This window comes from Saccharothrix texasensis, assembly GCF_003752005.1.
Taxonomy (GTDB): domain Bacteria; phylum Actinomycetota; class Actinomycetes; order Mycobacteriales; family Pseudonocardiaceae; genus Actinosynnema; species Actinosynnema texasense.
In genome coordinates, this window is the sequence record NZ_RJKM01000001.1 from 2,647,882 (window position 1) to 2,661,467 (window position 13,586).

Sequence of the window (13,586 nt, forward strand, 5' to 3'; positions counted from 1 at the left end):
ACTCCTCAGTTGATCGGCGGTGAACGTTCTGGGAGCGCTCCCAGGTTTTGGGGGAGTGTGGTTCGCACCACGGAGTTGTGTCAAGCTCCCGTGTCCGCGCTGTTACCGACGTTGGGTCATTTGCCTTGCTGGACCGATTCTGCTAGCGGTGTGCCCAGTAGTCCGATCAGGCACTGTTCGTAGACCGGTCGGACACGCTCGGTTCATCTCCGCGGCGAACAGCCCGAAAAGATTCACGAGTCGCGCACCCACTCACCCGCCACCAGTCTGCACCGGAAGTGCGCACACGTCGGCCACCACCCCACCGCGAGTCGCGGACAGTGGCGCGCGGAGTCGTCCGGACGGGTAGCGCGAGTCGGCCGACCGGGTGGCGTCACCGGCCGGCCGAGTCACCTCCGGACGGGGCTCACCGCGAGCTGAGACGTCCATTCAGGACCAATGATCCACCGAAGTGTTTCGTCACGCGCGCGGGGGCGTCCGAATATAGGGGTACCCCTCATGATCGAATCGTTTTCGCGGCGTTATAGGGCGCGCCCCGGCGGCCCGCCGGCTCAGCGGCCGTCCTCGAGATCACCCTCGGTTTCCAGGTACGCCTTTCGCAGCGCTTCCAGCGTCTCCGGCTCCGGGTGCTCCCACATACCCCGTTCGGCCGCCTCCAGGAGCCGTTCGGAGATGCCGTGCAGCGCCCAGGGGTTGGACCGGGCCAGGAACTCCCGGTTCACCGGGTCCAGCACGTAGCTCGCCACGAGCTGCTCGTACATCCAGTCGGCGACCACGCCGGTGGTGGCGTCGTAGCCGAACAGGTAGTCGACGGTGGCCGCGAGTTCGAACGCGCCCTTGTAACCGTGCTCGCGCATCGCGGCCAACCACCTCGGGTTGACCACGCGGGCGCGGAAGATCCGGTTCGTCTCCTCGTTGAGCGTTCTGGTGCGCACGGCATCGGGCCGCGTGCTGTCGCCGACATAAGCCGCGGGCGCTTTGCCGGTGAGCGCGCGCACGGTCGCGATCATGCCACCGTGATATTGGAAGTAGTCGTCGGAATCGGCGATGTCGTGCTCACGCGTGTCGATGTTCTTCGCCGCCACCGCGATGCGCTTGTAGGCGCTCTCCATGGCCGGTCGCGCTTCGACTCCGTCGAGTTCGCGGCCGTAGGCGTAGCCGCCCCACACCGCGTACACCTCGGCCAAGTCGGCGTCGTCGCGCCAGTTGCGGCTGTCGATGAGCGGGAGCAGGCCGGCGCCGTACGCACCCGGTTTGCTGCCGAAGATCCGCATTGTCGCCCGACGCGGGTCGTCGTGCTGCGCCAGATCGGCTTGGGCGTGCGCCCGGACGTAGTTGTCCGACGCCGACTCGGCCAAGTTCGCGACCAGTCGCACAGCGTCGTCGATCAGTGCCACAACGTGCGGGAATGCGTCGCGGAAGAAGCCGCTGATCCGGACCGTGACGTCGATTCGCGGCCGGTTCAACTCGGCGAGCGGGATCGCTTCCAGACCGGTCACCCGACGGGACTGCTCGTCCCATTCGGGCCGGACGCCCAGCAGCGCCAGCACCTCGGCGACGTCGTCACCGGCGGTGCGCATCGCGCTCGTGCCCCAGACCGACAGGCCGACCGACGGCGGCCACTCCCCCGTGTCCGCGCGGTAGCGCTCCAGCAGCGACTCGGCCATCGCCTGGCCGGTCTCCCAGGCCAGCCGGGACGGCACCGCCTTGGGGTCGACCGAGTAGAAGTTGCGGCCGGTCGGCAGCACGTTCACCAGGCCGCGCAGCGGCGAGCCGCTCGGACCGGCCGGCACGTAGCCGCCGTCCAGGGCGTGCAGCACGTTCGTCAGCTCGTCCGTGGTGCGGGCCAGCCGGGGCACGACCTCCAGCGCGGCGAACTCCAGGATGCGCGCCACGTCCTCGTCGTCGGTGAGGCCGCGGGCCGCGGCCACCTCCCACCCGGCGTCCTCCATCGCCTGGACGAGCGCGCGGGCCTGCTCCTCGACCCGGTCGGTGGCGGTCCGGTCGTTGCCGGACTCGGCCAGGCCCAGCGCCTCGCGCAGGCCGGGCAGGGCCGCGACCTCGCCCGCCCACATCTGCTTGGCCTGCAGGATCGACAGCACCAGGTTGACCCTGGTCGCGCCGGTGGGCGCCTGGCCCAGGACGTGCAGGCCGTCGCGGATCTGGACGTCCTTGACCTCGCACAGCCAGCCGTCGACGTGCAGGATCAGCTCGTCGAACCCGTCGTCGGCCGGCCGGTCGGACAGGCCGAGGTCGTGGTCGAGCTTGGCGGCCTGGATCAGGGTCCAGATCTGGGCCCGGATCGCCGGCAGCTTCGCCGGGTCCATCGCGGCGATGTTGCCGTGCTCGTCCAGCAGCTGCTCCAGCCGGGCGATGTCGCCGTAGCTGTCGGCCCTGGCCATCGGCGGCACGAGGTGGTCGACCAGGGTGGCGTGCGCCCGGCGCTTGGCCTGGGTGCCCTCGCCGGGGTCGTTGACCAGGAACGGGTAGATCAGCGGGAGGTCGCCCAGGGCCGCGTCCGGGCCGCACCCGGCCGACATGCCGACGGTCTTGCCGGGCAGCCACTCCAGGTTGCCGTGCTTGCCCACGTGCACCACGGCGTCGGCGCCGAACTCGTCGGACAGCCAGCGGTAGGCGGCGAGGTAGTGGTGGCTCGGCGGCAGGTCCGGGTCGTGGTAGATGGCGATGGGGTTCTCGCCGAAGCCGCGCGGCGGCTGGACCATGACCACGACGTTGCCGGAGCGCAGGGCGGCCAGGACGATCTCGCCGTCGGGGTCCCGCGACCGGTCGACGAACAGCTCGCCGGGCGCCTCGCCCCAGTGCCGCTCCATCCCCTGGCGCGTGTCCTCCGGGAGGGTGGCGTACCACTGCCGGTACCGGGCCGCCGGCAGCCGGACGGGGTTGCCGCGCAACTGCTCCTCGGTGAGCCAGTCGGCGTCCTGGCCGCCGGCCGCGATGAGGGCGTGGATCAGCGCGTCGCCGTCGAGGTCGGCCACCCCGGGCAGCTCGTCGCCGATGTCGTAGCCCTGCTCCCGCATCGCGGTGAGCAGCCGCACGACGCTGGCGGGGGTGTCCAGGCCGACCGCGTTGCCGATGCGGGAGTGCTTGGTCGGGTAGGCCGACAGCATCACCGCGATGCGCCGTTCGGCCGGTGGGATGTGGCGCAGCCTGCCGTGGCGCACCGCGATGCCCGCGACCCGCGCCGCGCGCTCGTCGTCGGCGACGTAGACCGTGAGGCCGTCGTCGTCGACCTCCTTGAACGAGAACGGCACCGTGATGATCCGGCCGTCGAACTCCGGGATCGCGACCTGGGTGGCGGTGTCCAAGGGGGACAGCCCGTCGTCGTTCTCGTCCCAGGCGGCACGGCTGCTGGTCAGGCACAGGGCTTGGAGGACCGGCACGTCGAGGGCGGCCAGCGCGCCCACGTCCCAGGCGTCGTCGTCACCGCCGGCGGACGCGGCGGCGGGCTTGCTGCCGCCGGCCGCGAGCACCGTGACGACCAGGGCGTCCGCGGCGCCCAGCTCGGCCAGCAGCGCCGGCTCGGCGGTGCGGAGGGAGGCGCAGAAGACCGGCAGCGGACGGCCGCCCTTGGCCACGATCGCGTCGCACAGGGCGTGCACGAACGCCGTGTTGCCGGCCACGTGGTGGGCGCGGTAGTAGAGCACGGCGATGGTCGGCCCCTCGACCTCGTCCTGCCGCTCCAGCACGCCCCAGGTGGGCGTCGGCTCGGGCGGCGCGAAGCCGTGGCCGGTGAGCAGCACCGTGTCGGAGAGGAACCGGTGCAGCTGGGTGAGGTTCGCCGCGCCGCCGTGCGCCAGGTAGGCGTGCGCCTCGGCGCAGACGCCGCCGGGCACGGTCGACAGCTCCATCAGCGGCGCGTCGGGGTTCTGCTCACCGCCCAGCACGACGACCGGCAGGCCGGAGGCGAGCAGCCAGTCCAGCCCCTCCTCCCACATCCGGCGGCCGCCGAGGATGCGCACGACCACCAGGTCGACGCCCGCCACCAGGGCCGGCAGGTCGTCCACGGCGGTGCGGGCGGGGTTGGCCAGGCGGTAGTCGGCGCCGCCGGCGCGGGCGGACAGCAGGTCCGTGTCGGAGGTCGACAACAGCAGGATCACGTGCGGGCTCCATCCCTCGGGGGTCCTCGCCCCGGTCGTGGGTACGGCGAGCGGAGTTCCTGACTCCCGGGGGCTGCCCGGTCACAGTGGCGGGACCGCGCCGGATTCACACCGGCTTCCTCCTGCTGCTTCGCCGTTCGGAGGTCACCCTAACGGCAGTTAGCATCCAGTCCATGCCCACGGATCGAACTCACCCGGACGCCTGCCCCGGCGCCGTCGACGTGCACCAGGCCGCCGACGGCGGGTTGGCGCGCGTGCGGGTGCCCGGCGGGACGTTGGACGCCGTGCGGGTCGACGCGCTGCGCGCCGCCGCGGTGGACCTCGGCGACGGGTTCCTCGAGTTGACCTCACGGGCGAACTTGCAGATCAGGGGCTTGGCGCCGGGGGCGGAGCACGAGCTGGGCGCGCGGTTGCGCGACGTCGGCCTGCTGCCCTCGGTGAGCCACGAGCGGATGCGGAACATCGTGGCCGCCCCGTTGGACGACAACCAGGCGCTGGTCGACGAGATCGACGCCGCGCTGCTCGCGGCGCCGGAGCTGGCGTCCCTGCCCGGGCGTTTCCTGGTCACGGTGGGTGGCGCGGTCAGCGGCCTGTCGGGTGACATCGGGCTGGTCGGCGACGCGTTGTTCCTGGCAGGGCACGATTCAGGGCTGCGCGTGACCGATCCCGTCGGGGCCGTGGTGACCGCCGCGCGGCTGTTCGGGCAGCTCCGCGGCGACGCGTGGCGGCTGTCCGAAGTGGACGGCGGTGTGCGGAAGATCACGGCGGCGCTGGGCGTTCCGGGTGACGCCCGGATCGAGCCGGGTGTGACGCCCGTCGCACCCGGCGAGCACGGTTCCGCCGTCGTGGCGGGCGTGCCGTTCGGGCGGTGGGACGCGCGGCTCCTGGCCGGCGTGCCGGTCCGGCTCACGCCGTGGCGGAGCCTGGTGCTGCCGGCCGGGAGCGACACGACCGGCCTGTTCACCTCGCCGGACTCGCCGTGGCACGGGGTCAGCGCGTGCACCGGCCGTCCGGGGTGCGCCAAGTCGCTGGCCGACGTGCGCGCCGACGCGGCCCGCTGGATCGGCGCCCGGACCACGCCCGGCCGGGCGCACTGGTCGGGCTGCGCGCGCCGGTGCGGACGGCCCGCCGGCGACGTGGTGGAGTTCGTCGCGACCGGCGACGGGTACGAGGAGATCAGGTGACCAGCTACGTCAAGGACGGCGCGGAGATCTACCGCCGTTCCTTCGCCACCATCCGCGCCGAGGCAGACCTGGCGCGGTTCCCGTCGGACGTGGCGCGGGTGGTGGTGCGCATGATCCACGCCTGCGGGATGGTCGACCTGGTGTCGGACGTCGACTTCTCGCCGCACGCGGTGCGCGACGCGCGGGCGGCGCTGCTGGCCGGCGCGCCGATCCTGTGCGACGCGCAGATGGTCGCGGCGGGCGTGACGCGGCGTCGGCTGCCCGCGGACAACGAGGTCGTGTGCGCGTTGGGCGACCCCCGCGTGCCGGAGCTGGCGGCCGAGCTGGGCACCACCCGCAGCGCGGCGGCGTTGGAGCTGTGGGGCGACAAGCTGGCCGGCGCGGTGGTCGCCATCGGCAACGCGCCGACCGCGTTGTTCCACCTGCTGGACATGATCGCGGCGGGCGCGCCCCGGCCCGCCGCCGTGCTGGGCGTGCCGGTGGGGTTCATCGGCGCGGCCGAGTCGAAGGACGCGCTGGCGGCCAACGACCTCGGGGTGGAGTACCTGGTCGTGCGCGGGCGGCGGGGCGGCAGCGCCATGACCGCGGCGGCGCTCAACGCGATCGCGAGCGAGGACGAATGACGGGCAAGCTGTACGGGGTCGGGGTGGGTCCGGGCGACCCGGAGCTGGTGACCGTGAAGGCGGCGCGGCTGATCGGCGAGGCGGACGTGGTCGTCTTCCACAGCGCGCGGCACGGTCGGAGCGTGGCACGTCGGATCGCCGCGCCGTACCTGCGGGACGGCCAGGTCGAGGAGCAGCTGGTCTACCCCGTCACGACCGAGGACTCCGACGACTACCAGGGCGAGATCGACGCGTTCTACGAGGAGTGCGCGCAGCGGTTGGCCGCGCACCTGGACGCCGGGCGCACGGTCGTGGTGCTGGCGGCGGGCGACCCGTTCTTCTACGGCTCCTACATGCACCTGCACAAGCGGTTGGCGCACCGGTACGAGGCCGAGGTCGTGCCCGGCGTGACGTCGGTGAGCGCGGGCGCGGCGGTGATCGGGCGGCCGCTGGTGGAGCGGGACGAGGTGCTGACCGTGCTGCCCGGCACGTTGTCGGCGGACGCGCTGGTGGAGCACCTGGCCGGCGGCGACCCGGTGGCGATCATGAAGCTGGGGCGGACGTTCCCGCGGGTGCGGGAGGCGTTGGCGCGGGCGGGCCGGCTGGACGGGGCCTGGTACGTGGAGCGGGCGACGACCGGCGCGCAGCGCACCGCCCCGCTGTCCGAAGTGGACGCCGAGGGCGTGCCGTACTTCTCGTTGGCGCTGCTGCCGAGCGAGCCCGCCCGGCGCTCGGCGGACGAGGGCCGGGTCGTGGTGGTCGGGCTCGGTCCGGCCGGGCCCGAGTGGTTGACGCCGCAGGCGCGGCGGGCGTTGGCGGAGGCCGACGACCTGGTCGGGTACGTGACCTACCTGGACCGGGTGCCGGCGAACCCCCGGCAGCGGCGGCACGCGTCGGACAACAAGGTGGAGGCCGAGCGGGCGGCCTTCGCGCTGGACCTGGCCAAGCGCGGGCGGCGGGTGGCCGTGGTGTCCTCGGGCGACCCGGGCGTGTTCGCGATGGCCAGCGCGGTGCTGGAGGTGGCGACCGAGGACCAGTTCGCGGACGTGCCGGTGACGGTGCTGCCGGGGTTGACCGCGGCGCACGCGGTGGCGAGCCGGGTCGGCGCGCCGCTGGGGCACGACTACTGCGTGGTGTCGCTGTCCGACCGGCTCAAGCCGTGGGACGTGATCGAGGGGCGGCTGGAGGCGGCGGCGCGGGCGGACCTGGTGCTGGCGATCTACAACCCGGCCTCGCGCAGCCGCACGTGGCAGGTGGACAAGGCGCGGGACGTGCTGTTGCGGCACCGCTCCGCCGACACGCCGGTGGTCGTGGGCCGTGACGTCGGCGGACCGGAGGAGTCCGTGCGGGTGGTGCGGCTGGCCGACCTGGACGCGTCCACCGTGGACATGCGGTGCCTGCTGCTGGTCGGTTCCTCGCAGACCCGGGTCAGCTCGCGCGGCACGGTGTTCACGCCACGCCGCTACCCCGGGTGAGCCGGTCGACGGCCTCGGCCACGGTCTCCACCATCGGCGCGTCCGGTGGCGGTGGCCGGCGCACGACGACGACCGGGATGCCGAGGTGACGGGCGGCGGTCAGCTTGGCCGCCGTCATCGGTCCGCCGCTGTCCTTGGTGACCAGGACCTCGACCCGGTGCTCGCGCATCAGCGCGAGCTCGCCGTCCACTGTGTACGGCCCGCGGTCCAGCACGAGGCGCAGGCGCGGGTTCGGCGGGTCGGGCGGGTCGACGGTGCGCGCGACACCGCCGGTGAACGCGCCCAGCTCCTGCCGCCCGGTGGTGATGAACGCCCGGCGGCCGGCGACGAGCGCGGCGGCCTCGGCGACGCTGTCCACGTACTCCCAGCCGTCCTCGGGCGGCCACCCGGGTCGGCGCAGGACGAGGAACGGCGTCCCGGTGGCGGTGGTGGCGGCGAGGGCGTTGGCGGTGATGCGGTCGGCGAACGGGTGGGTGGCGTCGACCACGGCGTCCACGCGTTCGGCCCGCAGGTAGGCCACGAGCCCTTCGACACCGCCGAAGCCGCCGACGCGGACCTCGCCGTCGGGCAGCTTCGGGTCGGCCACCCGCCCGGCCAGCGACGAGATGACCCGCACGCCGGCGAGCGCGGCGGCGAGCGCCCGCGCCTCACCCGTGCCACCCAGCACCAGCACGGTCTTCACGGCTGTTGCATCCTGTCGTCGTGAGCACGAACCTGCGCTTCGGCTGGACCACCGGCGCCTGCGCCACCGCCGCCACCACGGCGGCCTACACCGCGTTGCTCACCGGTGAGTTCCCCGACCCGGTCGAAATCGTGCTGCCGAAGGGCCAGACGCCGTCCTTCGCGCTGGCCCGCGAGGAGCTCGCCCGGGACGAGTCGGGCGCCGACCGGGCGTTCGCCGCGATCGTGAAGGACGCGGGCGACGACCCGGACGTCACGCACCTGGCGCTGGTCGGGTCCGCGGTCCGGCACGGCGCGCCGGGCAGCGGGGTGGTGTTCGAGGCCGGCCCGGGGGTGGGCACGGTGACCAAGCCCGGCCTGCCGCTGGCGGTCGGCGAGCCGGCGATCAACCCCGTGCCGAGGCAGATGATGCGCGAGCACGTCGCGCGGGTCGCGGCGGAGCACGGCGGCAGCGGGGACGTGGTCGTGTCGATCTCGGTCGAGCACGGCGCGGAGCTGGCGCGCAAGACGTGGAACCCGCGGCTGGGGATCCTGGGCGGGCTGTCGATCCTGGGCACGACGGGGATCGTGGTGCCGTACTCGTGCTCGGCGTGGATCGACAGCATCCGGCGCGGGATCGACGTGGCGCGGGCGCAGGGCTACGAGCACGTGGCCGGGTGCACCGGCAGCACGTCGGAGAAGGTCGCGGCGGCGGTGCACGGGCTGCCGGAGGACGCGCTGCTGGACATGGGCGACTTCGCCGGCGCGGTGCTGAAGTACCTGCGCCGCCACCCCGTGCCCCGGCTGACGGTCGCGGGCGGGATCGGGAAGCTGTCCAAGCTCGCGGACGGGCACCTCGACCTGCACTCCGGGCGTTCCCAGGTCGACCTGGGCTTCCTGGCGTCCCTGGCGGGCGACCCGGACCTGGCGGCGGCCATCACCGGCGCCAACACGGCGCTCGGCGCGCTGCGGGTGTGCCAGGCGGCGGGCGTGCCGCTGGGCGACCTGGTGGCGGCCCGCGCCAAGGCCGCGGCGGAGGACGTGCTGCGCGGCGCGCCGGTGGCCGTGGACGTGATCGTGATCGACCGCGCGGGCGCCGTCGTCGGCCGGGCGTGACGCCGTCACGACCGGCTGCGGGCGGTCGAGTAGAGGTGGCTGTCCGGGAAGCCCTCGGCGGTCAGCACCCGGCCCACGACGATGACGGCCGTCCGCTTCACGCCCGCCGCCCGCACCTGGTCGGCGATGTCGGCGAGGGTGCCGCGCAGGACCACCTCGTCGTCCCGGCTCGCGCGCGCCACCACGGCGACCGGGCAGTCCGCACCGTAGTTCGGCAGCAGGTCGGCCACCACCTCCAGGATGCGCTGCACGGCCAGGTGCAGCACCATCGTGGCGCCGGGCCGGCCCAGCGTCTGGAGGTCCTCCCCCGGCGGCATGGGCGTGGCGCGGGCCGCCGTGCGGGTCAGGATCACCGTCTGCCCGACGCCCGGCACGGTCAGCTCGCGGTTCAGCGACGCGGCGGCGGCGGCGAAGGCGGGCACGCCCGGCGTCACGTCGTAGGCGATGCCCAGGGCGTCCAGCCGGCGCATCTGCTCGGCCACCGCGCTGAACACCGACGGGTCGCCGGAGTGCAGGCGGGCCACGTCGTGACCGGCGGCGTGCGCGGCGGCCAGCTCGGCCGTGATCTCGTCGAGGTCCAGGTCCGCGGTGTCGACCAGGCGCGCGCCGGGCGGGCAGTGCGCCAGGACCTCGACCGGCACCAGCGCGCCCGCGTAGAGGCAGACGGGCGACTCGGCGAGCAGCCGCGCCGCCCGCAGGGTCAGCAGGTCGGCCGCGCCGGGACCGGCGCCGATGAAGTGGACGGTCACGCGTTCTCCTTCGTCACTGCCCACGTGGTCACGGGCATCTGCGGGCGCCAGCCGGTGAAGCCGCCGATGGCGGTCGCCCGGCTCACCTCGATCCTGGTCAGGTCGCCGCCCAGCCTGCCGTGCCACCGGGTCAGCACGGCCTCCGACTCCAGCGTCACGGCGTTGGCCACGAGCCGCCCGCTGGGTTTCACCGCGTCCCAGCAGCGCTCCACCACGCCTTCGGCGGTCAGGCCGCCGCCGATGAACACCGCGTCGGGCGCCTCCAGGTCGAGCACGTCCGGCGAGGAGCCGACGACGACCTCGATCCCCGGCACGCCCAGCGCCGTCGCGTTGCGGCCGATCCGCGCGGCGCGCTCGGGGTTCCGCTCCACCGCGACGGCCCGGCAGCTCGGGTGGGTCCGGCACCACTCCACCGCGATGCTGCCCGCACCCGCGCCGACGTCCCACAGCAGCTCGCCGGGGCGCGGCGCGAGCAGCGCCAACGTCACCGCCCGCACCTCGCGCTTGGTCAGCTGCCCGTCGTGCTCGAACTCCTCGTCCGGCCGGCCGGGCGTCAACGACGCGCCGTCCGCGCCGCACTCGACCGCGAGCACGTGCAGCGGGTCGGCGTCGTCGAGCGAGTGGTGCACCCGCTCCCCCGGTCCGCCCAGCTGCTCCAGCACGGTCAGCCGCGCGTCCGGCGCCAGGGCGGCGACCTCGCGCGGGTCACCGCCGAGCACGAGCACGCGCCGTCCCGGGTGCAGGTGGGGCACGACGAGCGCGGCGGGCTTGCCGACCAGGCTCACCACCTCCACGTCGTTCAGGGCCCACCCCAGCCGCGCGCACGCCAACGACACCGACGACGGGTGCGGCACGACGCGGACCCGGGCCGCGCCCAGCAACCGCACCAGGGTGGAGCCGATGCCGTGGCACATCGGGTCGCCGCTGGCCAGCACGGCGACCCGCCGGCCCTCGTGCCGCTCCAGCAGCCCGGGCAGCGCGGGCACCAGCGGCGAGGGCCACGCCACCCGTTCGACCGGGCGGTCCGGGCCGGCCGCGGGGACCAGGTCGAGCTGCCGGGTGCTGCCCATCAGCACCTCGCACGACTCGATCTCGTGCCTCGACGCGGGCGGCAGGCCCTCCCAGCCGTCGGCGCCGATGCCGATGACCGTGACGCTCACACCGTCCCCAGCACGCGGGTGACGGCGATCTCGATCACCACGCGCCGCGGGTTGGGCCGGGGCGTGCGGTAGCGGGCGGCGTAGCGCCGCTCGGCGTCCTCGACCACCTCGGGCTCCTGGCGCACGACCGCGCGGCCCTCCAGCGTCGACCACCGACGTCCGTCCACTTGGCACACGGCCGCGGGAGCGCTGCCCGCCGCCAGGATCTGCCGCACCTTGTGCGAATCGCCCGAGGTGATCACCCTGGCGGTGGCCGTCTCCACGTCCAGCGTGACGCCGACCGGCACGACGTGCGGCGTGCCGTCCGGTCGGATCGTGGTCAGCGTGCACAGGTGGCGCTCGGTCCAGAACGCGCGGAAGTCCTCGCCCTTGCTCGACAACATGCGTGCATCATGCGCCACGCGCGGGCCATCGCGGAAAACACGACGCGCCGATCCAGCCGCCCGGCGCCATCGCCCGCGCCGCCCGGTGCGCGCGCCGCACCGGCGAGAACCGCATGTTCCGCCTGGCCCTCGGCCTCGGGCCGGACCGGCTGCCGATGCCGCGCAAGCCGTCCCGGCCATCCGGCTCCTGTCCTCCGACGACCCGTGGGTGGCCGCCCAGGTGCAGGACCTCACCCCGTACCGGCCGGGTGTCCAGGCACCCGGCGATCACCCGGTGGTGGTCGTCGCCCGGCTCGGCGCGCGACCGGACCAGGAGAACGTGCTGCTGCGCCTGGTCCTGCGGCACCCGACCAGGACCCTCACCGACGACGAGGCCGACGCCGCCCGTGACGCCGCTCACGCGGCCGTGCACGGAGACGATCAGCCCCTGATCTCGTTGAGGTAGTTGTAGATCGTGTACCGGGTCACGCCGAGCACGCCCGCCAGGTGGTCCACGGAGTCGCGGATGAGGAACAGGCCGGCCTCGTCCAGGACCCGCACCACCTGGGACTTGTGGGACTTCTTCATCAGGTCCACGGGCACGCCGACGGCGGACACCGCGCGTTCGACCAGGAGGCGCTGGAGCGTGTCGACGTCGCCGGGGAACGCCTCGACCGCCGACCCGGCGGGCTCCGGGGTCTCCCGGCGGCGGTCGGGTCCGGGATCGCTGTTCACGCACAGGCAGCCGACGGCCACGCCCTCGGCGTCGCGCAGGAACACGGTGGAGGAGTGGATCACCCGCCCGTCCGGCGCGTAGGTCTCGTAACCGGCCAGGTCGTGGGTGGTGCCGCGGCGGACCAGGCCGAGCAGCAGGTCGGTCATCGGGCCGCCGACCTTGCGGCCGGTGAGGTCGCCCGCGATGGCGATGATCGAGTTGGGCAGGGCGCCGAGGTCGTGCAGCACGACCTCGGTGCCCGGTCCCAGCGCGGCGGCCAGGCTGTTCACCGTCGGGATCAGGGCGGTGAGCACCTCGGAGGTCACCGGCGGGGCCGGCGCGGGCGTGGCGGCCGGCTTGCGCAGCTCCTTCACCGCGGCGGCGAAGCGGGCCACGGTGTCCGACGTCGTGGAGGCGTGCGGCGACAGGCGGACGTGCTCCGGCCGCACGGTCGCCGCCACCCCCGCGTCCGCCAGCGCCGCCCCGACCACCGACGGCGGGTGGTCGGGCAGCGTGAACGCGAGGATGCCCGCGCGGCGGTCCAGCGCGGAGACGACCTCGCCGCCGGCCGCGCGGATCACCTCGACCAGTTCGTCGGATCGTTCAACGATCCGCGCGTGGATGGCCCCGACGCCGGCCACCTCGACCAGCTCCAGCCCCGCCGCCAACGCGCCCGACGCGATCGGGCTCAGGTTGGTGATCGACCAGCCCGCCGCCCCCTCGCCCACCGGGTGGATGCCGTTGTCGAACAGACCGGGGTCCTCGGCTCCGGTCCACCCCGACAACACCGGGTCGAGCCTGCTCAGCGCCCGGTCCGACAACGTCATGAACCCGGTCGACCACCCCGCCCGCAGCCACTTCTGCCCGCCGACCACCAGCACGTCGGCCACTTCCCACGGCTCGTCGACCACCCCGAAGCCCTGGATGCCGTCCACCACCAGCAGCCGGTCGCCGGCCACCTCGCGCAACGCCGCCAGGTCCGCCCGGTAGCCGGTGCGGAAGTCCACCGCGCTCACCGCGACCGCCACCGTGCCCGGCGTCAACGCCGCCCGCACCGCGTCGGGCGTCACCGGGCCGGGAGGCAGCCACGACACGTCGACGGACGGCGACCGCGCCCACGGGTAGGTGTTCGCCGGGAACTCCCCCGCCGACACCAGCACCTCGCCGGTCACCGCCAGCGCCGCCTGGAACAGCCCGGTGCTGGTGTTCGGCAGCAGCGTCACGTGGTCGGTGTCGCCGCGGCACAGCCGGGCCACCGCCGCCTTCGCGCGCAGCTCCTGCCGCATCAGGTCGTCCACCGTGGACGGCCCGGCCGACACCGCCGCCTCCACCAGCCGCGTGGAGGCGTCCACCACGGCGAACGACGGCGGCCCGAAGCGGGCGAAGTCCAGGTACCCCTCCGGCTCGTGGAACTGGACGAGGTAGGACGACGGGATGCGCATGAC

11 protein-coding genes and 1 riboswitch are annotated in these 13,586 nt (G+C 74.2%); of the genes, 5 read left to right on the forward strand and 6 right to left on the reverse strand.

Going from position 1 to position 13,586, the window contains the following annotated elements; genetic code table 11:
• Positions 1 to 551 precede the first annotated feature (551 nt).
• Entirely contained in the window at positions 552 to 4,118 is a 3,567-nt protein-coding gene (gene cobN / locus EDD40_RS10275; RefSeq protein ID WP_123742702.1) for a cobaltochelatase subunit CobN, read from the reverse strand.
• A gap of 33 nt (positions 4,119 to 4,151) precedes the next feature.
• Positions 4,152 to 4,280, reverse strand: a riboswitch (cobalamin riboswitch).
• A gap of 11 nt (positions 4,281 to 4,291) precedes the next feature.
• Between cobN and EDD40_RS10280 the strand changes: the two genes are divergently transcribed.
• From EDD40_RS10280 to EDD40_RS10290, 3 genes are read left to right on the forward strand one after another with little or no spacing between them, the layout of a single operon-like run.
• Complete coding sequence (locus EDD40_RS10280; protein WP_123742703.1) at positions 4,292 to 5,302, forward strand: hypothetical protein; 1,011 nt, start codon at positions 4,292 to 4,294, stop codon at positions 5,300 to 5,302.
• Positions 5,299 to 5,925 carry a precorrin-8X methylmutase gene (locus EDD40_RS10285; RefSeq protein WP_123742704.1) on the forward strand — a complete coding sequence of 209 codons (627 nt, stop codon included), beginning with the start codon at positions 5,299 to 5,301 and terminating at the stop codon, positions 5,923 to 5,925. The genes EDD40_RS10280 and EDD40_RS10285 overlap by 4 nt, the downstream gene beginning before the upstream one ends.
• Positions 5,922 to 7,379, forward strand: a complete 1,458-nt coding sequence (locus EDD40_RS10290) for a precorrin-2 C(20)-methyltransferase (RefSeq protein WP_123742705.1) — start codon at positions 5,922 to 5,924, stop codon at positions 7,377 to 7,379. The genes EDD40_RS10285 and EDD40_RS10290 overlap by 4 nt, the downstream gene beginning before the upstream one ends.
• On the opposite strand, the gene EDD40_RS10295 is transcribed toward EDD40_RS10290, so the two are convergent.
• Positions 7,354 to 8,061 carry a cobalt-precorrin-6A reductase gene (locus EDD40_RS10295; protein ID WP_123742706.1) on the reverse strand — a complete coding sequence of 236 codons (708 nt, stop codon included), beginning with the start codon at positions 8,059 to 8,061 and terminating at the stop codon, positions 7,354 to 7,356. The two genes, EDD40_RS10290 and EDD40_RS10295, sit on opposite strands and share 26 nt — an antisense overlap.
• Before the next feature lie 20 nt (positions 8,062 to 8,081).
• On the opposite strand from EDD40_RS10295, the gene EDD40_RS10300 reads away from it, so the two are divergent.
• Positions 8,082 to 9,155, forward strand: a complete 1,074-nt coding sequence (locus EDD40_RS10300; RefSeq protein WP_123742707.1) for a cobalt-precorrin-5B (C(1))-methyltransferase — start codon at positions 8,082 to 8,084, stop codon at positions 9,153 to 9,155.
• A gap of 5 nt (positions 9,156 to 9,160) precedes the next feature.
• Here the strand turns inward: EDD40_RS10300 and cobM are convergent, their stop codons facing one another.
• Genes cobM through EDD40_RS10315 form a run of 3 tightly spaced genes read right to left on the reverse strand, consistent with a single transcriptional unit; the run spans position 9,161 to position 11,447 of the window.
• On the reverse strand, positions 9,161 to 9,904 hold the full coding sequence (cobM, locus tag EDD40_RS10305; protein ID WP_123742708.1) for a precorrin-4 C(11)-methyltransferase: 744 nt from the start codon (positions 9,902 to 9,904) through the stop codon (positions 9,161 to 9,163).
• Complete coding sequence (cbiE, locus tag EDD40_RS10310) at positions 9,901 to 11,064, reverse strand: precorrin-6y C5,15-methyltransferase (decarboxylating) subunit CbiE (RefSeq protein WP_123742709.1); 1,164 nt, start codon at positions 11,062 to 11,064, stop codon at positions 9,901 to 9,903. Before cbiE ends, cobM begins: the two co-directional genes overlap by 4 nt.
• Complete coding sequence (locus EDD40_RS10315) at positions 11,061 to 11,447, reverse strand: pyridoxamine 5'-phosphate oxidase family protein (RefSeq protein ID WP_123742710.1); 387 nt, start codon at positions 11,445 to 11,447, stop codon at positions 11,061 to 11,063. The genes cbiE and EDD40_RS10315 overlap by 4 nt, the downstream gene beginning before the upstream one ends.
• A 208-nt stretch (positions 11,448 to 11,655) precedes the next feature.
• On the opposite strand from EDD40_RS10315, the gene EDD40_RS10320 reads away from it, so the two are divergent.
• Positions 11,656 to 11,892 (forward strand): hypothetical protein, encoded by a 237-nt coding sequence (locus tag EDD40_RS10320; RefSeq protein WP_123742711.1) that lies wholly within the window; start codon positions 11,656 to 11,658, stop codon positions 11,890 to 11,892.
• Here EDD40_RS10320 and EDD40_RS10325 read toward each other — a convergent pair.
• On the reverse strand, positions 11,868 to 13,583 hold the full coding sequence (locus tag EDD40_RS10325) for an aminotransferase class V-fold PLP-dependent enzyme (RefSeq protein ID WP_123747915.1): 1,716 nt from the start codon (positions 13,581 to 13,583) through the stop codon (positions 11,868 to 11,870). The genes EDD40_RS10320 and EDD40_RS10325 overlap by 25 nt on opposite strands.
• Positions 13,584 to 13,586: the final 3 nt, after the last annotated feature.

Excerpts from the sequence above, each read along its gene's own strand:
- EDD40_RS10290 (WP_123742705.1), top strand. The coding sequence starts at position 5,922 with ATGACGGGCAAGCTGTACGGGGTCGGGGTGGGTCCGGGCGACCCGGAG.
- EDD40_RS10325 (WP_123747915.1), bottom strand. The coding sequence starts at position 13,583 with ATGCGCATCCCGTCGTCCTACCTCGTCCAGTTCCACGAGCCGGAGGGG.
- EDD40_RS10280 (WP_123742703.1), top strand. The coding sequence starts at position 4,292 with ATGCCCACGGATCGAACTCACCCGGACGCCTGCCCCGGCGCCGTCGAC.
- EDD40_RS10315 (WP_123742710.1), bottom strand. The coding sequence starts at position 11,447 with ATGTTGTCGAGCAAGGGCGAGGACTTCCGCGCGTTCTGGACCGAGCGC.